Source organism: Psychrosphaera saromensis (assembly GCF_002954545.1).
Taxonomy (GTDB): Bacteria; Pseudomonadota; Gammaproteobacteria; order Enterobacterales; family Alteromonadaceae; genus Psychrosphaera; species Psychrosphaera saromensis.
In genome coordinates, this window is the sequence record NZ_MSCH01000003.1 from 3,034,623 (window position 1) to 3,055,583 (window position 20,961).

General features: G+C 38.4%; 19 protein-coding genes and 3 tRNA genes. 8 read left to right on the top strand and 14 right to left on the bottom strand.

Features of this window, described 5'->3' with window-relative positions; genetic code table 11:
* Window positions 1-4: 4 nt before the first annotated feature.
* The 5 genes from BTO11_RS13715 to dnaQ form a co-directional block, all read right to left on the bottom strand.
* Window positions 5-81 (bottom strand) — tRNA-Asp (locus BTO11_RS13715).
* 80 nt (window positions 82-161) lie between these two features.
* A tRNA-Asp gene (locus BTO11_RS13720) sits at window positions 162-238 on the bottom strand.
* A 72-nt stretch (window positions 239-310) separates the two neighbouring features.
* A tRNA-Asp gene (locus BTO11_RS13725) sits at window positions 311-387 on the bottom strand.
* A gap of 106 nt (window positions 388-493) precedes the next feature.
* Window positions 494-1,852, bottom strand: coding sequence for a TIGR03503 family protein (locus BTO11_RS13730; protein ID WP_146105492.1), 1,359 nt, complete (start codon window positions 1,850-1,852; stop codon window positions 494-496).
* 62 nt (window positions 1,853-1,914) lie between these two features.
* Window positions 1,915-2,622, bottom strand: coding sequence for a DNA polymerase III subunit epsilon (dnaQ, locus tag BTO11_RS13735; RefSeq protein WP_105053124.1), 708 nt, complete (start codon window positions 2,620-2,622; stop codon window positions 1,915-1,917).
* Between the two features lie 88 nt (window positions 2,623-2,710).
* Here dnaQ and rnhA point away from each other — a divergent pair, with 88 nt between their 5' ends.
* Both rnhA and BTO11_RS13745 read left to right on the top strand, forming a co-directional pair.
* Window positions 2,711-3,172 carry a ribonuclease HI gene (rnhA, locus tag BTO11_RS13740; protein ID WP_105053125.1) on the top strand — a complete coding sequence of 154 codons (462 nt, stop codon included), beginning with the start codon at window positions 2,711-2,713 and terminating at the stop codon, window positions 3,170-3,172.
* 289 nt (window positions 3,173-3,461) lie between these two features.
* Window positions 3,462-3,752, top strand: coding sequence for a superinfection immunity protein (locus BTO11_RS13745; RefSeq protein WP_105053126.1), 291 nt, complete (start codon window positions 3,462-3,464; stop codon window positions 3,750-3,752).
* Window positions 3,753-3,776: 24 nt separating this feature from the next.
* Here the strand turns inward: BTO11_RS13745 and gvpU are convergent, their stop codons facing one another.
* The 6 genes from gvpU to BTO11_RS13775 form a co-directional block, all read right to left on the bottom strand.
* Entirely contained in the window at window positions 3,777-4,211 is a 435-nt protein-coding gene (gvpU, locus tag BTO11_RS13750; RefSeq protein WP_105053127.1) for a gas vesicle accessory protein GvpU, read from the bottom strand.
* Window positions 4,212-4,583: 372 nt separating this feature from the next.
* Complete coding sequence (locus BTO11_RS13755; RefSeq protein ID WP_342352804.1) at window positions 4,584-5,048, bottom strand: DUF6559 family protein; 465 nt, start codon at window positions 5,046-5,048, stop codon at window positions 4,584-4,586.
* Window positions 5,049-5,232: 184 nt separating this feature from the next.
* Window positions 5,233-5,502: a hypothetical protein gene (locus BTO11_RS13760; RefSeq protein ID WP_105053129.1), complete on the bottom strand. Its 270-nt coding sequence runs from the start codon at window positions 5,500-5,502 to the stop codon at window positions 5,233-5,235.
* A gap of 458 nt (window positions 5,503-5,960) precedes the next feature.
* Window positions 5,961-6,380, bottom strand: a complete 420-nt coding sequence (locus BTO11_RS13765) for a hypothetical protein (protein WP_105053130.1) — start codon at window positions 6,378-6,380, stop codon at window positions 5,961-5,963.
* Between the two features lie 110 nt (window positions 6,381-6,490).
* Window positions 6,491-6,862, bottom strand: a complete 372-nt coding sequence (locus BTO11_RS13770) for a hypothetical protein (protein ID WP_105053131.1) — start codon at window positions 6,860-6,862, stop codon at window positions 6,491-6,493.
* 1,084 nt (window positions 6,863-7,946) lie between these two features.
* Entirely contained in the window at window positions 7,947-9,470 is a 1,524-nt protein-coding gene (locus tag BTO11_RS13775; RefSeq protein WP_105053132.1) for a fumarate hydratase, read from the bottom strand.
* A 236-nt stretch (window positions 9,471-9,706) separates the two neighbouring features.
* Between BTO11_RS13775 and pabB the strand changes: the two genes are divergently transcribed.
* The 5 genes from pabB to asnB all read left to right on the top strand — a co-directional run bounded on the left by pabB (window position 9,707) and on the right by asnB (window position 16,580).
* Entirely contained in the window at window positions 9,707-11,158 is a 1,452-nt protein-coding gene (gene pabB, locus BTO11_RS13780; protein WP_105053133.1) for an aminodeoxychorismate synthase component I, read from the top strand.
* A 142-nt stretch (window positions 11,159-11,300) separates the two neighbouring features.
* Window positions 11,301-11,894, top strand: a complete 594-nt coding sequence (locus BTO11_RS13785) for a CoA pyrophosphatase (RefSeq protein WP_105053134.1) — start codon at window positions 11,301-11,303, stop codon at window positions 11,892-11,894.
* Window positions 11,895-11,977: 83 nt separating this feature from the next.
* Entirely contained in the window at window positions 11,978-13,381 is a 1,404-nt protein-coding gene (locus BTO11_RS13790) for an L-serine ammonia-lyase (protein ID WP_105053135.1), read from the top strand.
* 151 nt (window positions 13,382-13,532) lie between these two features.
* Window positions 13,533-14,501 carry an aldose epimerase family protein gene (locus BTO11_RS13795; RefSeq protein ID WP_105053136.1) on the top strand — a complete coding sequence of 323 codons (969 nt, stop codon included), beginning with the start codon at window positions 13,533-13,535 and terminating at the stop codon, window positions 14,499-14,501.
* 402 nt (window positions 14,502-14,903) lie between these two features.
* On the top strand, window positions 14,904-16,580 hold the full coding sequence (gene asnB / locus BTO11_RS13800) for an asparagine synthase B (RefSeq protein WP_105053137.1): 1,677 nt from the start codon (window positions 14,904-14,906) through the stop codon (window positions 16,578-16,580).
* Window positions 16,581-16,705: 125 nt separating this feature from the next.
* Here the strand turns inward: asnB and BTO11_RS13805 are convergent, their stop codons facing one another.
* Window positions 16,706-17,461 (bottom strand): Nif3-like dinuclear metal center hexameric protein, encoded by a 756-nt coding sequence (locus BTO11_RS13805; protein ID WP_105053138.1) that lies wholly within the window; start codon window positions 17,459-17,461, stop codon window positions 16,706-16,708.
* A 185-nt stretch (window positions 17,462-17,646) separates the two neighbouring features.
* On the opposite strand from BTO11_RS13805, the gene BTO11_RS13810 reads away from it, so the two are divergent.
* The gene (locus BTO11_RS13810; RefSeq protein ID WP_105053139.1) at window positions 17,647-18,066 is read left to right on the top strand and encodes a hypothetical protein; all 420 of its coding nucleotides are present in this window, start codon (window positions 17,647-17,649) and stop codon (window positions 18,064-18,066) included.
* Between the two features lie 155 nt (window positions 18,067-18,221).
* Here the strand turns inward: BTO11_RS13810 and BTO11_RS13815 are convergent, their stop codons facing one another.
* Together BTO11_RS13815 and pheT are read right to left on the bottom strand one after the other, a co-directional pair.
* Complete coding sequence (locus BTO11_RS13815; protein ID WP_105053140.1) at window positions 18,222-18,533, bottom strand: integration host factor subunit alpha; 312 nt, start codon at window positions 18,531-18,533, stop codon at window positions 18,222-18,224.
* 6 nt (window positions 18,534-18,539) lie between these two features.
* Window positions 18,540-20,951, bottom strand: coding sequence for a phenylalanine--tRNA ligase subunit beta (pheT, locus tag BTO11_RS13820; RefSeq protein WP_105053141.1), 2,412 nt, complete (start codon window positions 20,949-20,951; stop codon window positions 18,540-18,542).
* Between the last annotated feature and the right edge of the window lie 10 nt (window positions 20,952-20,961).

Below are 20,961 nucleotides of genomic sequence, written 5' to 3' on the forward strand. Positions count from 1 at the left end.
AAAGTGGCGGAACGGACGAGACTCGAACTCGCGACCCCCGGCGTGACAGGCCGGTATTCTAACCAACTGAACTACCGCTCCAGCTTTTGAGAATTTTAGCGTAAAACATTAAACAGTTAAATTATCGTTTCAGCTTTTGAAATCTTAGCATCAATATTAAATGGCGGAACGGACGAGACTCGAACTCGCGACCCCCGGCGTGACAGGCCGGTATTCTAACCAACTGAACTACCGCTCCAGTTTAATACTTCTTACTAAGAAAAGCTTAACAACTACTTTATCTTAATGTTTTAACAAATGACAATATAAGTGGCGGAACGGACGAGACTCGAACTCGCGACCCCCGGCGTGACAGGCCGGTATTCTAACCAACTGAACTACCGCTCCCTTTACTTACATGTCGTCAGCTTTGCTAAACAACGGCGCGGATATTAAAGTCTGAATGCCCTACCGTCAACCCTTTTCTTCAGTTAAGTGTTTAACTGGTCAAATTCTAATCTTCTGGCAGGCTAAGGTCTAAAATATCATCAGGTGAATCGTCAATATCTTGGTTATTATCAAGTTCTTCTGATTTAGGCTGAGGTTCATTTTCAAAATCCATTTCTGAATCTTCTTTATTTTTATCTTTCTTTTTAAAGAACCTAGCAAACGGATTTTTAATATCTCGTTTTAAAACAAACAACCAAATGACTAAACAACCAAAAGATAAAATCAGTATATTGATGAAAATAATAAAGCCAACAGGAAGTTCAGGCTCAGCATCAACTTTAAGCGCTGAGTCACCACCTTCCATTTCTGCATCCATCAAACCGTCTGTCATTTCTGGTAATACAATGTAGTCAATTTCAGGCTCTTCAGTAACAAACTGATATGGCGGTATATCTAAATGGAACTCGCGACCGTCTTTTTTGGTACCAAACACATGCATATCAACGGTAAACAAACCGTATTCACCATTAAATATCTCTATGCGTCTTTCTTGCATCCCTTCAACACTGAATGTTTGCTTGTCGCCATTTGGAAAACGGATTGTCCCTTGAAACAATAAACTTAAGTTATCTATATTTGTGTCATCTACCGTAAACATAAAGTTATGGTAACGATCAATTTCACCTGCATCATTCATTTTAGCGGGAAGTACAGTGAACGAAATTGGCGAGTCGACCACCGTAATAGGGTCTTGCATCAACTCTCGGCTAAATAACTCAGCATTGATACGGTAATTGGGGATCCACTCACCGTGCATAGTCTTAATTGTGTATTGAATGGTAAACACACCATCTCTTGGTCTTTCATCTAGGCCTTTACCGTCATCTAAAAACTCACCCAATTGAAAAATACTAGTTCCAAAGTTATCTTGTGTGGGATCTTGAGTAGGATATAAGTTTGCTCTGAGGCTAATAACCTCGTGGAACATTTTAGATTTAATTACCTCATTGCTATTAACAACTCTCGCCTCGGCTTTAATCACCTCATACTGGAATACAACATCTGGGAAGCTATCCGCTTGCAGCTCAATGTCGGTTAATATAATAATTTTACTGTCAGGTAATATTTTGCCAACCGCTTGCCACGGACCGGGCATAGGTTCTTTGATCTTAATTAAGTCGTAGCCGGTATCGGCATGCCATTCTATGGTTTTGTCATTGGCATCACGAGGATAGATTTTTGAACCATCAGGCTGGATTAATACAATAGGTTTTGAACCTTGTTTTCTAAAAAACAATAACATCACTTCTTCCACGTGATAATCCACGCGAAAGCGATTGTTCAATATTTTTATTTCATTTTTACCAGCATAGTTTTTTATGAAATTAAGTTTAGGAACATTTACAGGGCTGGTTGGAGACATGAGATCGGCCGCCGCAAAACTTGGCAAAGCCCCAACAATCAAAAGTACTACAAAAGCATAAATTACTGAATGTTTCGCCACAAACTCGTTCCACCATTCTCTTCTATTAAGGCTAATCTGGAGTCATGCTCCAAGATTTCATTTTCTGTTGCCAAAACTACGTTTAAATTTCTTTGTTTAACCATAGATTGCGCACTATCCGTGTTACCCGCATTTAATAACTGCTGGGCTAAGTCCATGTCAACTTGCCCACCTGTCATTTGCAGGTAAACATCGGCTAAGATTTCCGAATCGAGTAAGGCTCCGTGTAACATACGGTGAGTATTATCAATTTCATATCGACGACATAACGCATCCAAGTTGTTCTTTTGCCCTGGATGTCGGTCTCTTGCCATTACTAATGTATCGACCACAGGACAAAAATCTTCAGTGCCTGTCCAATCTTGCCACAAAATACCAAACTCATTATCCATATGACCGATGTCAAAAGGTGCGTTATGAATAACTAATTCGCCACCTTTTATATAATCAAAAAACTCATCGGCAATATCTTTAAATAACGGTTTATCTTTTAAAAATTCGTTAGTAATACCATGAACACCTATCGCTTCGTCTTCAATAGCGCGTCTTGGATTAACATAAACATGAAAGTTATTACCAGTTAGACGACGGTTGATCATTTCGACACAACCAATTTCAATGATCCTGTGCCCTTGTCTTGGGTCAATACCTGTTGTTTCTGTATCTAAAATTATTTGTCGTTTTGCCATTTATCTATTCATTTTATTTTTCTTTATCGTCATTATGGAGTATAACCCCTATTTCTTATGAATATCATCTATTTGGGAAATCTTCCTCATGAAATCAGTACAACTTTTCACAGATGGCTCTTGTTTAGGCAATCCTGGCCCTGGCGGATACGGCGCATTACTTATTTATAACGATAGTAAAAAAGAGCTGAGCCAAGGTTATAAAAAAACCACCAACAACCGCATGGAGTTACTTGCGGTTATTAAAGGCTTAGAAGCATTAAAATCTCCTTGTACGTTAGATATCACTACAGACAGTAATTACGTAAAAGATGGTATTACCAAGTGGATCATTAACTGGAAGAAAAACGGCTGGAAAACAGCAGCAAAACAACCTGTTAAAAATGTCGATTTATGGAAAGCACTTGATGAACAAGTAAAAGCTCACACCATAGCCTGGCATTGGGTTAAAGGTCACTCAGGACACCCAGAAAATGAATTAGTGGATGACTTAGCCAGAGACGCTGCAGAATCAAGTGACTTAATTGAAGATGTTGGCTTTAAAGGCTAAAGCTAAGCTGTAAGCTGTAAGCTTGATGCGAGCAAAAATAAAAAACAAGCAATAAAAAAGGAACTCATCAGTTCCTTTTTTTTGATAGATCAAAGTTTTATAATAACCTTATGCCGCTCATATATTTTATGTATTAAATGTTTCTTATCAAAACGCTATCTGTTTTATTCACCCAGTTTATTGACAATCCAATAGGCCAACGTTATTTTGCTACACGTCTTTTAATCAAAAACGTTTTATTTAAAAGACGTCTTATTAATCAAAAATTTTTATTCAAAGGGAGTTTTATATGGATTTTTTCAACGAATTATTAGAAACCGAAAGCACGTTAAGTCTTGTTATAATTTGCTTATTTGCATTTGTTTTTTGGTTTTTACCTGCGTTTTTAGCGTTTTTTCTTAACCGAAAATATTTCAAGATCATAGCGCTGGCCTCTATTCCAGCTGGTTTATCATTTATCGCATGGATAGGCTTACTTGGTTGGTCTTTATCGAACCATATTAAATTACCTAAAAAGGTTCAGGCCGCGACAAATAAAATGATGTCTAAATTAGAAAAACCAGATAACACGCCTACATAGTCTAAGCCTTTATCTTAAGAGGCATTAAGTTAATTCACCTAAATGAAAGCCTGAAATTGCATTTATTTTGCCACGCCATAACATTCCATCGTCATTTGGTAACTTAGTGTCTCCGTGGAAAACTCTAGCGTCTTTTAAATGAACATATTGAGTGGGTGGTAATATTTTCTCGCCCTCTTTAAGTGTATAAACGTCTGCGTTCTTTACAAAGATTTCACGGATAGCGTCTTTTTCATCCGCTGGCCATTCATCAGAGAATAACTCGGCGAACATTTCAAAATACTTTTTACCGCCAATCATAGTACCTGAGATTGTTTGCCCACTAACGTTTAACGTAACACCAAACTCAAGATCTGACGAGTTAGTCAAACAGGACAGGTTTTGCAGAAACCAGTCAACATTAACACCCTCCTGCCTTAGCTTTTTTTCATTCTGCCCAAGGGTTTTATCTTCACTCATGCTCTGTCCTCATTTAATGTTCAAACGTCATAATAAAAGAAAGTCGTACTATGATATGCCTACGTTGATGTTAGTCATAACTGACGTAATAAGCACTTTAAATGTAAGTGTATTTGCAATCAACTTAAAGCAAGCGGTAGAGTGATAAGAGCAGTTGTAACAAAAGCAGTTGTAAGTCGTAAGCTTTAAGCGGTAAGTAAAAGCAAGATCAAAAAGAGCAGTTGGAAGTTGGAAGCTTTAAGGTTTTAGAGCTTTAAGGCTTTAAGGCTTTAAGGTTTTAAGGTTTTAAGGAAAGGAAAGGAAAGGAAAGGAAAGCATAACAAGCGAACCAAATAGTCCGCTTACTTTAGATGTTAAAGATGGGTAGCCTTGTTATTCGCCACCGCCACCACTATCCCCACCATCGAAACCACTACTAGCTCCTCCACTGCCAAAGCCGCCGCTTGAGGTGGAATCAGAGATAGACGATACATATACAATAGTTGAAAACGAAAAGTCTGATGCTCCATTGAATAATATATCTGATACATCGCTACGCATAGAGCTATAGTCAAAATTTTTGCCTGCGGAATCGTGAATTTTTTTAAATTCTTCTGGAGAGCAATACATTGCATATGCATAGCAATTAGCAGTTATAACTACACCGCGACTATTTCCAATTTTCTTACGTTTGATGGCAGAATCAACTTCTGCTTTTGAGTAGTATTGTTTGTAACCATATTTAGCTTTTAAGTCTTGAGGCAACTTTCTCGCATATTTTTTAATTTTCCGCTTCTTAAAAAACTTTGAAACATACTCGAACTTCCTTATGCCATTTAACAGCGTATTAGCGCGAATTCCTGTTAAAGGACGATATCCTCAGGTGCTTTTATTCCGCTAATAAACTTTTTCATTTCTATAATTTATAACAACAGTAATAACTTAGCAGCTGATTTATGCATAAACAAACGTTTTTTGTTTTGAGGTAAATGAGACACTCTAATTTTAATTAATAGTGAACATTTAAAAGTGGGTGTCCTTGTTATTCGTTAACACCATAACTAAAGTGATATTTAACTCTAAAAGTATGTTCCCCTGGTTTTAGTTGAACCTTACCAATCGCCACTAATGTTTCTTCTATGCTCTTCCCATTAACTTTATCAATTATTATATTTGGTGGACTTGTATATAAGACTGTTGAAATTTCAGAGTCTTTTAATTTTGGACCATCATACATCGTTACAGTTCTGTATGTGCAACCACTCAAAAGAAGACCTAGTATACTTATAACACTTAAAATTCTATAAATCATAATCTTACCTTAAATATAACACCTCATTAAGAGGCTAGTAATAGTTGGCTAAAATAAACTACGAAGAGTAAAAACCAACTATTCTTCGTCCTTGTTTAGCAGCTTGTATGGATACATTTTAAACACCGTATAATTACAGTTTTAAAAGTCTCTCTGGATAAATTAGGTATTTCTAAGGAAAGGTAAAATGCGTAATCTAATGTTCCAAGTAGGTCATATCTTGTACCAACACAAAATCCATTTCCATATCGAATAAGTATAAGGTTTTCAATAATTTATAAAAGTCCTTTTTAAAACTCAATTGTTCTTTCTCTGGTTTTAGAGCAGTATACAATCAAGAAAATTACACTAGACACTCATTTGAATTTTTTCAACATGCTTAATTAAAAGTGGGTGGACTTGTTATTCTAACGCTCAAAGCAAGCGCGCCGCTTTTGGCGTCGCACTGCCTATGCTTGTTAGTTGTTTGTATCAAATATTTCCCATTCTTCCAGCCCTTCAAAAGTATAAGATAAATCCGAATAGGAATTGATACCTGCTATAGATGGCCATCTTATTTCGAAGTTGTGAATGCTAATTGGAAGCACAAAATATCTACGACTTTGACAATCAATAATGATTGTTTTTCTTTCGTAGAGTTTTTCCATCCAACCACATACGAAATATCTCCCGTCAGAAGAAAAGCCGAAACGCCCCGCCCAAGCAAAACCAGGGAACTTAATCTCATCAATCTCAATTGTGTGGTACGAATCTCCGTGAGGCGGTTCACCTTTATATTTGATGACGACCGAATGTGATCCACAGCTGGAATTGAACTGATAATCCCCCATACCAGCACCAATAGTTTCTCCATTACTTGGTAAAGTCAGAATCTTCATAAACCTAAAACCTTATAACGTGGACAGCCACTCTAATTTTCACTAACACATAAGCCAATTTATTGTAAATTGAAGTGGGTGGCCTTGTTATTTCCTTATGTTTACATTTACTAAAACGTTTCCATTATTATTTCTTTACCATTAGATGGGAAGTTAATAATGACTGATTCATATTGGCTTTCTACACTTTCAATTTCGATATAATCGCCAGATTGAAGAGTGATTTTAAGCAAACTCGGTGAGGATAAACAAACACTTGAGAATTGTTGCCTGACCAAGTTCCCCCATGGTGCACTATTGGGGGAATCATCCCATTCATAAATGTTTCCATTGATACGAGCAATAACGCGCTCATTACAATGAATACTGACATCGCAGAATTTAAACCCGATTCCACAAGAAGACAATAAAGTTGAATCTAGGTATTGCTCACTGAGAGCCTTTTGTAAAATTTCAACGATATCAGAATTAAACAGAATCACCGTACCTTCCCTGTAAACATAACGCCCATTTAAGGGGCTGATAATAGTTTGCTAAAATTGTGTAGCGAAGCGAAACCGAGCAAACTGTTAGCAGTCCCGCTTTAAATTCTTGTTATATGCCGTTACTCAAACGACCTCAATCTACTTAGTTAGCAAAGCCTGAATTATTGCTCTGAAGTTCAGTATATAAAACAACACAACAAGAAAAACAGAAGAAACTAAGAAAAATGACTTCGTGTAACTATACGACCATCCAAAAGCTATAGATAGAAACCCACAAAGTACTACCAGAGCAATGACTGTGTAAGTCGGGTAAAGTACTAAATATTGGAACAGTAATTTGCGCTTAGTTATCATTTTTCTAAAAACCATAATGTAATAATACTGAATCAATAGCAGTTACAATTATCTATTTGGGATGCACGGAACTCCCAAATTCTGCTTGGCATATAACAATTTAATCAGAGGACAATTGCCTAAGTTTCTGACAACGAGGTTCCTCTTATTTATTTTTATTATTAGTAACAAATCTCTACATCATTTACTACACGTTTGTTACGTAACAACTCGTTTTTTATGTTTCCCCAAAGATGGGCATTGTTCCTGTTTTCTTGACTTGGTAGGAAATTGATCGGGACTGTATATAAATGCAGTCCAGTAAATAACATGGACATCCAATCTAATTTGCACAATCGGATAAGTCAATTGACTAGCAACGAACCGCAGGTTCGCGCTTTTGCTTTTTGCTCTGCTTTACCTCCCGATTTAAATATCTGTGTTAAATATAACTTTTCTCAAATCGAGCGGGCATGGATGCCCGATTGAGGAAAATGTTCAGGGACGAATGTTTTTCCGTATTTGATGATAAAAGTTAGTATTTAATACAATTAGATATTTGGTGACGGGCGGCCTTTTGGCCTACCTTTTTGGCTGTTGAAAAAGGTATGGTCGCCGCAGGTGAAATAATCTTTAAATCTTTAAATCTTTAAATCTTTAAATCTTTAAATCTTTAAAATAAATTAAAACAAAAAAGGAACCTTATGGTTCCTTTCTTAAATCACTCAAATAAAACAAAACACAAAAACTACTTCTTAGTTTTTGCCTCTGCAATTTTGCCACGCCAAATAGCTGGGCCTGTTTCATGTACGTTGTTACCTGTAGAATCTACGGCAACCGATACGGGCATATCTTCAACTTCAAACTCGTAGATTGCTTCCATACCTAAGTCACCAAAGGCAACAACGCGAGATTTTTTGATTGCTTTAGATACTAAGTAAGCAGCGCCGCCAACAGCCATTAAATAAACGGCTTTGTTTTTAGCGATTGAATCTACCGTTGCAGGACCACGTTCAGATTTACCTATCATGCCAATAAGACCTGTGTCTTCTAACATCATGTCGGTAAATTTATCCATACGAGTTGCCGTTGTTGGGCCTGCTGGACCACAAACTTCGTCACGTACTGCGTCAACTGGACCAACGTAGTAGATAAAGCGATTATTAAAGTCAACGCCCTCAGGTAAGCCTTCGCCGTTATCTAACATGTCTTTAATGCGTTTATGAGCGGCATCACGACCTGTTAAGATTTTACCGCTAAGTAAAACGGTTTCACCGGCTTTCCATTCTGCAATTTCCGCTTTGGTGATGTTGTCGACATTAACTCGACGAACGTTGTCACCCAATTCCCATGTTACTTCTGGCCAGTCTTCAACACGAGGTGGTTTAAGATCTGCAGGACCAGAACCATCTAAATGGAAGTGAATATGACGCGTTGCCGCACAGTTAGGGATCATTACCACAGGTTTTGATGCTGCGTGTGTTGGGCAAGATTTAATCTTGATATCAACAACAGTAGTTAACCCACCAAGACCTTGTGCGCCTATACCTAAGTCATTTACAGCGTTAAGAATGTCTATGCGTAGTTTTTCTTCCGTTGTTTCAGGTCCTCGTTCAATTAATTCTTGAATATCAACTGGGTCCATTAACGATTCTTTTGCCATAACTGCGGCTTTTTCAGCGGTTCCGCCAATGCCTATGCCTAACATGCCCGGTGGACACCAACCAGCGCCCATTGTAGGAACGGTTTTCTTGATCCATTCAACAATGTCGTCTGACGGGTTTAACATCGCCATTTTAGATTTATTTTCAGAGCCGCCGCCTTTCGCTGCTATCATCACTTCAATACCTGCGCCTTTAACTAGCTCGGTATGCACAACAGATGGCGTGTTGTCTTTGGTATTTTTACGTGTGCCTGCAGGGTCTGCAACAATAGAGGCGCGCAATGGATTATCTGGATTTAGATACGCTTGACGAGTACCTTCGTCTACCATTTCTTGCACGGTTAAATCTGTTTTATCCCACTTAACGTCCATACCAACTTTAACAAAACAAGTTACTATGCCTGTGTCTTGGCAAATAGGTCTGTGCCCTTCTGCTGACATTCTTGAGTTTATTAAAATTTGAGCCATCGCATCTTTGGCTGCTGGGTTTTGTTCTTTGTTATAAGCGACTTCAACCGCTTTAACGTAATCTAGTGGGTGATAGTAAGAAATATATTGCAGTGCATCTGCAATACTTTCTATAAAATCTTGTTGACGAATTACAGGCATAATGTCCTCGAAGTGTTGTTTTTGTATTAATCGGCTTATTTTTTATTAGTACTTTCTATCAAGCGCACAAGTGTATAAATTAATTTACTGAGCGCTTACATAAGATTACTGAAATTGTTGTACATCGATGATAACCTCCCACTAAAATTAAACCAACAAATTAACATAGCAAAATCACTTTAATTGGTGATTTGTTGAACTCTTGTTAATCACTTTTTACTGTTTAGGTTTTAGTAATGCCAAACTCTGTTGTTTCCCAGCCTCTTTTTGTACAAGCTTTGTCGTTAAACCCTGTTCAACTTGAGCAGTTATATAGCGTATTACAAAACTCTCATGGTGCTATGTTTTTAGACTCTGCATCACAGACCCATCCAAATAGTAATGTGTCTATTTTTGTCTGGCAGCCGACGTACACAATAGAAACAATAAACAAAGACACTTTTGTATACCGTGGAGATGAGTTGCTTAAAAAAGTAGATTCAGATCCATTGGAACAAGTGCAGCTTTATTTAAACTCTCTAACTGTTTTTAACACAGGTCAAGACGCTAACTTGCCATTTACTGGTGGCGCTGTGGGTTATTGGGATTATGAATTAGGTGGGCACTTTGAGTCTTTACCAACACCAAAGCCGTCAGACATTACACTGCCTAATATGTTTATTGGCATATATACGTCCGCTATTGTGGTTGATCACGCCACTGGCCAAATTAATTTTGTTAGCCAAGACCCCAGCTACATTTCACAATGGGACAGCTTACAAAAAATAATTAACAATCTAGCACCGCAAGCAATCACAGAAACAAGTACAAACGCTCAAGCGCCATTTAAGTTAACCTCACCTTGGTTATCTAATATGACCAAAGCGCAGTACACAGAGAAATTTAACGCAGTACAAGAACATTTACTTTCTGGTGATTGTTATCAAATTAACTTAGCGCAACGTTTTAGTGCCGGTTACTCTGGTAGTGAGTTGGGATCGGAATGGACAGCGTATAACAAATTACGCAAACAAAACGCAGCGCCGTTCTCTAGCTTTATTCGCCATAAAAACGGGGCGGTATTGAGTGTTTCACCAGAGCGCTTTATTGAAGTTAAAAACAAGATTATTGAAACTAAGCCAATTAAAGGCACCAGACCAAGACACGCAGACAAAGCTAAAGATATTGAGTTGGCTGAACAGTTAAGACATGCAATCAAAGACCGCGCCGAAAATTTGATGATAGTGGACTTACTGCGTAACGATTTATCAAAAGTGGCTGTTGCAGGTTCAGTTGAAGTGCCTGAGTTATTTGAAATTGAAAGCTTTCCTGCAGTGCATCATTTGGTGAGTAAAGTGACCGCAACATTAGACGCTGCGTTTACTTCATTCGATGTATTACGTGGCGCATTCCCTGGCGGCTCTATTACTGGCGCGCCAAAAATACGTGCCATGCAAATTATCAATGAACTAGAGCCAAATCCAAGAAGTGTGTATTGTGGTGCTATTGGTTACATTAAACCAAACGGTGATATGGACAGTAATATTTCAATCCGGACTTTGGTCTGTAACCAAAATAAAATTCATTGTTGGGCTGGCGGTGGCTTAGTGGCTGACTCGGTTTGTGATGATGAATATCAAGAAACCTTAGATAAAGTAAATAAAATATTGCCTGTTTTGGAAAGTGCGCCAGTATTAGCCAACTGTTAAGCGCTTTTGCTTAAATGTTAGTGCTTAGATTAACGCTTAAGTATTTGCGCTTAAATATTAGTACTTAGCTGCTTGTGCTATTTTTTGTATGTTAATTTAAAGCCAATACAGAAACCAATTTCAAAAAGAGGAGAACAACTGCATGACACCTGAACAATTTTCTAGCCGCTTTTGTTTGACCCTTCCTACTGATAAAGAGCTAGGCAATACAGAGGCACTAAGGTCTCGTCTTGTTGCTAATAACACAACCAAAAACGCTGCGGTGCTAGTTCCTATAATAAAACGGCCTAGCGGATTAACCTTGTTGTTTACCCAACGCTCGCAAAATATGCGTCACCACCCAGGTCAAGTTAGCTTCCCTGGAGGCAAAGAAGATCCAGACGACGACTCACTACAATACACAGCGTTAAGGGAAACCTTTGAAGAAGTGGGCATTGATAATGATCAGATCACGACCTTAGGCTGGTTACCCAGTTTTCAAACCATTTCCAATTTTAAACTTTATCCATTAGTAGGATTAATCGAAAACATTAATCAACTAACATTAAACCCTGCCGAAGTAGACAGTGCGTTTGAAGTGCCACTAAGTCACTTCATTCAAAGAGGAAACCACCAGATAATAAAGTCTACATTCAACAACGTTAACCATCCCATTCATTTTATGCCATACCAAGACAAGTTAATATGGGGTGTTACCGCCGCTATTATCGATCAATTAATATTACATTTCGAATAAGTTTTACTCATGCATAAGTGGGTGTGAACAATAACAATCTAAGCTACAATGGTTCAAGTATTTTGAAATGAAGATCCATAATTATGTTAAGTGTTTTTGATATGTTCAGCGTCGGCATTGGGCCGTCTAGTTCGCATACCGTTGGGCCAATGAAAGCGGCCTGTGAATTTGTAGAAACCTTAGACCAAAAAGGTTTACTGCAACAAGTTAGCTTTATTAAAACCGACTTGTATGGATCTTTAGGCCAGACTGGTATTGGCCATGGCTCTGGTAAGGCGGTTATATTAGGATTGTTGGGTGAACAACCTGACAGCATAGATCCAGATACCGTCACTGAAAAACTTAAACAAATTGAACAAAGTGAAAGCATTCTTTTACTTGGAAAACATAAAGCCAAATTTCCAAGGACTAACTCTATCGTTTTCCATCGTAGAAAAAGCTTACCCGCTCATTCCAATGGCCTAACCTTTTTTGCTTATGCTGGCACAGGCGCTGACAAAGCTGATCTTGATAAAAAGATACTTTTTGAACAAACTTATTACTCTATTGGTGGTGGTTTTATTGTTAAACACCAGGATTTTGAACAACAAAAACAAGCCGCGTTACTTGATGTGGTTGAAAATCCAGTGCCTTACGAATTTTCAAGCGGTGCCGAGCTATTAGAGAAATGTCTAATAAACGGCTTAAGCATTCCAGCATTAATGATGGCGAACGAAAAAACATTCCAAAACGAAAGCACAGTGAGAGCTGGGTTAGTTAAATTATGGGATGTAATGCAAGCTTGTATTGACCGTGGTATTAGAACCGAGGGGATTTTACCCGGTGGTTTAAACGTAAAACGCAGAGCGCCGTCGTTAAAACGAAAATTGTCGGCTGAGCAAAGTAACGATCCACTTATAGTCATGGACTGGGTTAACTTATTTGCCTTAGCCGTGAACGAAGAAAACGCTGACGGTGGCCGTGTAGTTACCGCTCCAACTAATGGTGCAGCAGGTATTATTCCTGCGGTATTAATGTATTACCATAAGTTTGTAAAACCATTAGATGAAGACTTGATTGTGCGTTATTTATTAACCGCAGGCGCGATTGGTATTTTGTATAAGAAAAATGCGTCTATCTCAGGTGCCGAAGTTGGCTGCCAAGGCGAAGTTGGTGTTGCTTGCTCTATGGCTGCAGGTGCATTGGCTGAAATTCAAGGTGCGAGCGTTGAACAAGTTGAAAACGCCGCTGAAATTGGTATGGAGCATAACTTAGGTTTAACCTGTGACCCAGTCGGCGGGCTAGTACAAGTGCCATGTATTGAGCGTAATGCAATGGGCGCGATTAAAGCAATTAACGCGGCTCGTTTGGCGTTACGTGGCACTGGCGGTCAAAAAGTATCTTTAGATAAAGTGATCAAAACCATGTGGGATACAGGTAATGATATGAAGTCTAAGTATAAAGAAACGGCTCGTGGCGGATTAGCTGTAAACATTATTGAATGTTAAATCATGTCTCATACAAGTAAATTTAAATTACTCAATTCAATACTTGGCTAAATATGCTAAATTTGATTAACCGTTTTATCTGTTGCCCGTGACGCCAATTACATGAATAGAATTGGTAATAAGCAACCTAAATTAAGATAATCAAAAAAACATGATCAAAACTTTTACAATTGAAAATCAAGTTGGCGACAGTGTAAACATCATTAATTTGGGTGCTCGTCTTGTAGAATGGCACACTCGAGTGAAAGGCCAATCTAGAAACATCATTGTTGGTTACACAGATTATGAATTGTATCGTGAAGATCCTAGTCATTTGGGCGCTATTGCCGGCCCTTATGCCAATAGAATTAAAGGCGCAAGTGTAGAGTTAAATGGCGTTGTACATAAGTTAGCCGCTAACGAAGGGGTTAATATTTTACACAGTGGCCACAACGCACTTGAGTCTTGTATGTGGCAAGTAAAAGAACATTCCACCCGCGCTATCACTCTCACCTATTGGCTGGAAGATGGATTTAATGGCTTCCCTGGCGCTATCGCTTTTGAAGTTGAATATCGTTTAGCGGAAAACGAAAGTCAGTTAAAAATTAATATGAATGCCGTAAGTGAAAAAGAAACCATTGTTGGCCCAACCGGACATGCTTACTTTAATTTATCGGCTATGGCTAAAAGTGCCAAAAAACAAACCCCTACAGCCAAACAAGCAAATGACATTAATCAACATTCTCTGTTGTTAAATTGCCAACAATATACCCCAGTCGATAACGTTGGAATTCCAACGGGAAACATCGATAGTGTAAAAAATACTGAATTAGATTTCACCCAGCTGAAAAAAATAGACACAACCGCCATAAATCATAATTTTGTAGTGGATAACACTGACAACGTCTCGGCTGTATTAGTCAGCCCTGAGCAAGATTTGTCACTTGAAGTTTCTTCTGGTTATCCTGGTTTACAAGCGTATACCGCAGACTATTTACCATCGCCTTTTATTCCTAGACAAGGAATATGCTTGGAGCCTCAATTTTACCCAGACTCACCAAATATCAAACACTTCCCATTTTATACCACGTCACCTGAACGTCCGTTCTCTGAAAAAATCATCTACAAATTAAAAAAATAACTTAGCTTTTATAACGTTTTATTGACCTTGCTATTGAAGTTGCTAGTGGAACGTCCACTCCACCTTACCTTGCAAGTATGAAAGCGGTTTATAGCTGTTTAACACCTTACTTACATCTTGCCCTCCAGATAATAGTTCTTATTAAACTGCTTTTTCTGTATTGTTTTTGGTCATTTTTTGGCTGATTTTTCTACTTTTGATTCCATCATTTATTAATTGCATAAAAATCACTTGGCATTGGTTAAACATCTGTGGCAGTCTCAGGCTAGGCTTGATTAAAGTACAAGCTCTAATTACTAGTAAAATACTAGATTATTAAGATGTTATAGACAAAGCCGCGCCAAACGTTTTGTTTATAATAATTCATTATTGTGATTTTGATTTTAAAGGAGAGAACCTTTTATGTGTTCTATTTTTGGAGTACTGGACGTTACTACTGACGTTGCAGATTTACGAGTTAAAGCGCTAGAGTTATCTGGCTTATTACGTCACCGTGGCCCAGACTGGTCAGGTATTTGGAATAACGACAATGCGATCCTTGCTCACGAGCGTTTATCGATTGTCGACTTAGAGAATGGCGCGCAACCTCTATATAATCAAAATCGAAATCACATCTTAGCCGTTAATGGCGAAATTTATAATCATAAAGCCCTTGAAGCTGAGCTAACTACGGATTACACATTCCAAACTCAGTCAGACTGCGAAATTATTTTAGCTCTGTATCAACAAGACGGTCTTAAGTTTTTTGACAAATTAAAAGGCATGTTTGCTTTTATCTTGTATGACGACACAGATGACAGCTATTTAATTGCTCGTGATCATATGGGGATCATTCCTCTTTATTATGGTTATGACGTAGACGGCCAACTTTATGTTGCCTCTGAAATGAAAGCGTTAGTGCCAGTTTGTAGAACAATTACAGAATTCCCTCCTGGGCATTACTGGTCAAGTAAAGACGGTGAAATCAAACAATACTACGAAAGAGATTGGTTTGAGTATGACGCGGTTAAAGACAATAAAGGCGACGCAAAACAAATTCACGATGCATTAAGTGACGCAGTAAAATCTCACATGATGTCTGACGTACCTTATGGCGTATTGTTATCTGGTGGTTTGGATTCATCAGTTATTTCTGCCGTTGCACAAAAATACGCGCAAAAACGTGTTGAAGATGAAGGTAAGTCAAAAGCTTGGTGGCCACAATTGCATTCATTTGCGGTTGGTTTGGTTAACGCACCAGATTTAATTGCTGCGCAAAAAGTAGCGGATGCAATTGGTACGATTCACCATGAGATCACGTACACAATTCAAGAAGGTATTGACGCTATTCGTGATGTTATTTATCACTTAGAAACGTACGATGTCACGACGATTCGTGCATCAACGCCTATGTACTTAATGTCTCGTAAAATAAAAGCCATGGGCATCAAAATGGTATTGTCTGGCGAAGGTGCTGATGAGTTATTTGGTGGTTACTTATACTTCCATAAAGCGCCAAATGCGAAAGAATTCCACGAAGAAACGGTACGTAAAATTAAACGTCTTCATATGTTTGATTGTGCCCGTGCGAATAAAGCAATGTCGGCTTGGGGCGTGGAAGCACGTGTACCATTCTTAGACAAAGACTTTATGGATATTGCCATGCGCACTAATCCAGAGCTTAAAATGTGTGGCAACGGAAAAATGGAGAAACACATTTTACGTGAAGCATTTGAAGGCTATTTACCGAATGAAGTACTGTGGCGTCAAAAAGAACAATTCTCTGATGGTGTTGGTTACAGCTGGATAGATTCTTTGGTTGAGTCTGCTGAAGCGAAAGTGACGGATCAATTAATGGCAAGCGCGCAATACCGCTTCCCACATAATACGCCTGACTCAAAAGAAGCTTATTTATATCGTACTATCTTTGAAGAGCACTTCCCGCTTGATTCAGCGGCTGAATGTGTACCTGGCGGAAAGTCAGTAGCATGTTCAACACCTGAAGCATTAGCATGGGATGCAAGCTTTACCGCAAATGCCGATCCGTCTGGTCGTGCTATGTTTGATGTACATAACCAAGGTTACGACGATAAGTCTTAACTTTTAAAATAGCTCTTAAGAGCAAATCACTCTATTAGCTTGAATAATTAAATAGCCGTTAACCAACGGCTATTTTTTTTACCTGCAAGATAAGTTGTATCAATTATATTAAATAAAACAACCCGTTACACTGGATTGTGGATATCGATAAACTCTACATCTAAGTCAAATTCACTCGCCAAATGCTCACCAACGGCTTTAATACCATAACGCTCTGTTGCATGATGACCTGCAGCAATAAAGTGAATACCAAACTCTCTAGAGCTATGAATGGTTTGCTCTGATGCTTCACCAGTTAAAAATGCGTCTACGCCCAATTCTGCTGCGGTATCAATATATCCCTGCCCGCCACCAGTACACCAGGCAATTGACGTTACTAACTCATCATTTACCGCATTAATTAAAGGTGTTCTCTGCAATTTAGCTGTTATTAACTCACCAAAGTCCTGCACCGTCATTGGGGTTTTAAGTTTCCCCTGCATTAATACACCTTTTGGTTTAACGCTTTTCACTGGAGCTACATCAATAATATCCAATAAGCTAGCTAACTGTGCGTTATTACCTAAAGTTGCATGTACATCAACAGGTAAATGATAGGCTAATAAATTGATATCGTGTTTTAATAATTTAGCTAATCTATTCTTTTTTAATCCCGTGACAACTTGAGATTCACCTTTCCAAAAGTAGCCATGATGAACCAATATTGCATCAGCATTTTGTTCTATTGCAGCATCAATTAACATTTCACTTGCCGTTACGCCTGTTACTATTTTGTTAATTGTCGACTTGCCTTCCACTTGTAAACCATTTGGGCAGTAATCATTTATATTTTTTGTATCTAGAAGTTGATTTAAATACTCAACAAGTTCATTAGATTTCATTTATTTACTTCATTATTCATAGTTACAATTATGTTAAGTGTAATCGTTATTATTCTCCGTTTGTAACTCAATTTGATGTTTTTTCCATTAATTAGCCTTAACTTTGACCTATAAGTTGAAATTAAGGCAAAAAGTTTGTATAAACAGGGCTTAATTTAAAATCTTATTAAATTTAGGTAAAATAAATGAGCACTCTAGACAAAGAACAAGTCTTGTCTGACTTCACAGAAGCTTACAAAAAAGCAAATGGTAAAGAACCACAAATAGAAGCAAAGGGTGGCTGGTACAGCATTGATGGCGGCAAAAATGTTCGCTTAGCAGCATTAGTTGATCTAACTGCAGAAGTATCTGGCTCAGCAGCGCCTGCTAAAGCAGCAAAAGCTCCAGCTAAAGAGAAAGCGCCTGCTAAAAAAGCGGCTCCTGCAAAAGCAGCAGAAAAAGCGCCAGCTAAGAAAAAAGCAGTCGCTAAAAAAGCAGCTCCAGCTGTTGCAGCTTCAAGCTTTACTGTTGTTAAACAAGGTGATGGATTCAACCCAGCTAACTTCTGGTTAGAATATCTAGCTAGTTTAGATATGGATTGCAGAACACCACACGGTTTCTACTAAACTTTATTAAAGTTAGTAAGCCCGCCTTATAAATAATAAGGCACAAAAAAACCAGCTATTGCTGGTTTTTTTATGTCTGCGATTAAAAATCGTAACTATTTAATAACGTCATAGTTAATAAAGTGACCGAAATTAACGGCCACTTATATTTAGCACTATTTTTCTTTTTCAATTAATTGAGCGGTTCCAACTTCTACCCTAGCCTTTAATTTTTGGCCTGGTCTAAAAGTTACGACACGACGAGCTGAGATTGGAATATCTTCACCCGTTTTAGGATTTCTTCCAGGTCTTGACTGCTTTTCACGTAATTCAAAATTACCGAAACCAGATAACTTAACCTGTTCACCTTCTTCTAATGTCGTTCTCACTTTTTCGAAAAAAGATTCAACCAAATCCTTCGCATCAGTTTTATTGATACCTGCTTTCTCAAATAAATGTTCCGCGATTTCTGCTTTGGTTAGTGCCATAGTCTTTTAATCCCTGAGCGTTGCTTCAAATTGTGTGTTTAACATATCGACGATTGCTTCAATCTTAGTATTAATATCTTGTTCTTCCAATGTTTTTGCAACATCTTGTAAGATTATTGATATCGCTAAGCTCTTAAATCCATCATCAATGCCTTCACCTTGGTAAACGTCAAATAAGTTTAGGTCAACTAATTGATTTCCGCCAACTTTTTCTATCGCTTTTAATAAATCACCTGCATTTACCTGATCTTTAACCACAACCGCTATGTCTCTTCGGTTCGAAGGGAACTTAGATACAGGTTTTGCATCTGGTAAGTTACGTTTGATTAGCTCAGACATTAATAGTTCAAAAACAAATGTTTTGCCATTTAAACCTAATGATTTTTCAGCCGCCGGATGAACGGCACCGATATGACCAACTAAAGAATCACCACGGTAAATCGCAGCAGATTGTCCAGGATGAAGAGCAACACACATGTCATTATCAATCGTTAATGGTTCAAAACGGAATTCTGAACTATCAACACATTGAGCTAATAAAGCTTCAACGTCTGCCTTGGCATCGTAGAAATCAACAGGTACGGCTTTTTCTTCCCAAGACTCACCAGCAATAGAACCAGAAATAACACCAGAGAGCATCATCTCTTGACGAATATTCATTTCAGATGCGGTATCAGGTACAAATCGTAAACCCGTTTCAAATAAACGAACACGAGGTTGCTGACGCTTTTGATTATGTACAACAGCTGGTAATAAACCAGACCACAAGCTAACACGCATTACTGACATGTCGGCTGAAATTGGGTGAGGTAATGTTAAACCGGTTTGTGCAGGGAATAATTTCTCTTGTACTTTAGGATCAACAAAACTGTATGTAATGGCTTCTTGATAACCACGAGTGGTAAGAATATTAGCAAATACAGATTTATCTAACTGAGACTCTGTACGTGTTGGCATATTCAATGTCGCAACGGGTGCAACATTTGGAATATTGTTATAACCGTAAACACGTGCAACTTCTTCAATTAAGTCTTCTTCGATATTGATATCAAAGCGGAAACTTGGAGAAGTAGCAAACCAGCTGTTGTCTTTAAATTCTGTTTTTAAACCTAAACGATTTAAAATAGTGGTTACTTCATCGTCGCCAATAACATGACCTAAAACACGATCTAAACGCGCTCTGCGTAATACAACCGCAGTTTGAGCTGGTAAATCAGCTTCCGATACCGCTTCAACAATTGGACCCGCTTCGCCGCCAGAGATCTCAAGCAACAACTGAGTTGCACGCTCCATTGCTGTACGTTGTAGTTCGTAATCGACACCACGTTCATAACGGTGAGATGCATCTGTGTGCAAACCGTAAGAACGAGCACGTCCTGCAATAACCACAGGATTAAAGAATGCACTTTCTAGGATAACGTCTTTAGTTTCAGCAGAAACACCAGACTCCAAACCACCAAAGATACCAGCTATTGCTAGTGCTTTATTGTGATCGGCTATAACTAACGTGTCTTCTTTTAACGTCACTTCAGTTTCATCTAACAGAGTTAGTTTTTCGTCTTTATTTGCGTTACGAACTTTAATGCCACCTTCAACTTTTGCTAAGTCGAACGCATGCATTGGATGTCCAAATTCAATCAATACAAAGTTAGTAATATCAACAACAGGGTCAATTGAACGAATACCACTACGACGTAGTTTTTCAACCATCCATAACGGCGTTGTCGCTTCAAGGTTAATACCTTTGATCACACGTGCTAAATAACGAGGACATCCGTTAGTATTTACTAACTCGACATCGACTTTATCTTCAATCGTTGCTGTAACATCATTGACTTCAACCGGAGTAACATCAATATTATTTAATACGCCAACTTCACGAGCCACACCCGCAATACCTAAGCAGTCGCTACGGTTTGGTGTTAAGTCGATTTCAATAATGTTGTCGTCTAATTGTAAAAACTCACGAATGTCTGTGCCTATAGGCGCATCTGCTGGTAATTCCATGATGCCATCTGAGTCATCAGCCATGCCTAATTCAGACCAAGAACACAACATACCAAATGATGGTTCACCGCGTAATTTTGCTTTTTTGATTTTAAAGTCACCAGGTAAAACGGCACCAACCATAGCAACGGCTACTTTTAAACCTTGGCGACAGTTTTTAGCACCACATACAATATCGATTAACTCGCCATCGCCTGCACTGCCTACATTAATTTTGGTAATTTGTAATTTATCAGCTTCTGGGTGTTTGCCACATTCAACTACTTCACCAACAACCACACCGGTAAATTCTGCAGCAGCAGGTTCAACACCATCTACTTCCAGACCAGCCATTGATAACTGTTCGTCTAATTCTTCAACTGTAATTGCAGGATTAACCCACTCACGTAACCACTTTTCACTAAATTTCATTTTGTGAGTC

Coding starts and splice junctions, on each gene's coding strand:
- gvpU (WP_105053127.1), bottom strand. CDS start 4,211: ATGAGTGAAGATAAAACCCTTGGGCAGAATGAAAAAAAGCTAAGGCAG.
- pheT (WP_105053141.1), bottom strand. CDS start 20,951: ATGAAATTTAGTGAAAAGTGGTTACGTGAGTGGGTTAATCCTGCAATT.
- BTO11_RS13810 (WP_105053139.1), top strand. CDS start 17,647: ATGAGCACTCTAGACAAAGAACAAGTCTTGTCTGACTTCACAGAAGCT.
- pabB (WP_105053133.1), top strand. CDS start 9,707: ATGCCAAACTCTGTTGTTTCCCAGCCTCTTTTTGTACAAGCTTTGTCG.
- dnaQ (WP_105053124.1), bottom strand. CDS start 2,622: ATGGCAAAACGACAAATAATTTTAGATACAGAAACAACAGGTATTGAC.
- BTO11_RS13790 (WP_105053135.1), top strand. CDS start 11,978: ATGTTAAGTGTTTTTGATATGTTCAGCGTCGGCATTGGGCCGTCTAGT.
- asnB (WP_105053137.1), top strand. CDS start 14,904: ATGTGTTCTATTTTTGGAGTACTGGACGTTACTACTGACGTTGCAGAT.
- BTO11_RS13815 (WP_105053140.1), bottom strand. CDS start 18,533: ATGGCACTAACCAAAGCAGAAATCGCGGAACATTTATTTGAGAAAGCA.
- BTO11_RS13805 (WP_105053138.1), bottom strand. CDS start 17,461: ATGAAATCTAATGAACTTGTTGAGTATTTAAATCAACTTCTAGATACA.
- BTO11_RS13760 (WP_105053129.1), bottom strand. CDS start 5,502: ATGATTTATAGAATTTTAAGTGTTATAAGTATACTAGGTCTTCTTTTG.
- BTO11_RS13775 (WP_105053132.1), bottom strand. CDS start 9,470: ATGCCTGTAATTCGTCAACAAGATTTTATAGAAAGTATTGCAGATGCA.
- BTO11_RS13785 (WP_105053134.1), top strand. CDS start 11,301: ATGACACCTGAACAATTTTCTAGCCGCTTTTGTTTGACCCTTCCTACT.
- BTO11_RS13730 (WP_146105492.1), bottom strand. CDS start 1,852: ATGTCTCCAACCAGCCCTGTAAATGTTCCTAAACTTAATTTCATAAAA.
- BTO11_RS13795 (WP_105053136.1), top strand. CDS start 13,533: ATGATCAAAACTTTTACAATTGAAAATCAAGTTGGCGACAGTGTAAAC.
- BTO11_RS13765 (WP_105053130.1), bottom strand. CDS start 6,380: ATGAAGATTCTGACTTTACCAAGTAATGGAGAAACTATTGGTGCTGGT.
- BTO11_RS13745 (WP_105053126.1), top strand. CDS start 3,462: ATGGATTTTTTCAACGAATTATTAGAAACCGAAAGCACGTTAAGTCTT.
- rnhA (WP_105053125.1), top strand. CDS start 2,711: ATGAAATCAGTACAACTTTTCACAGATGGCTCTTGTTTAGGCAATCCT.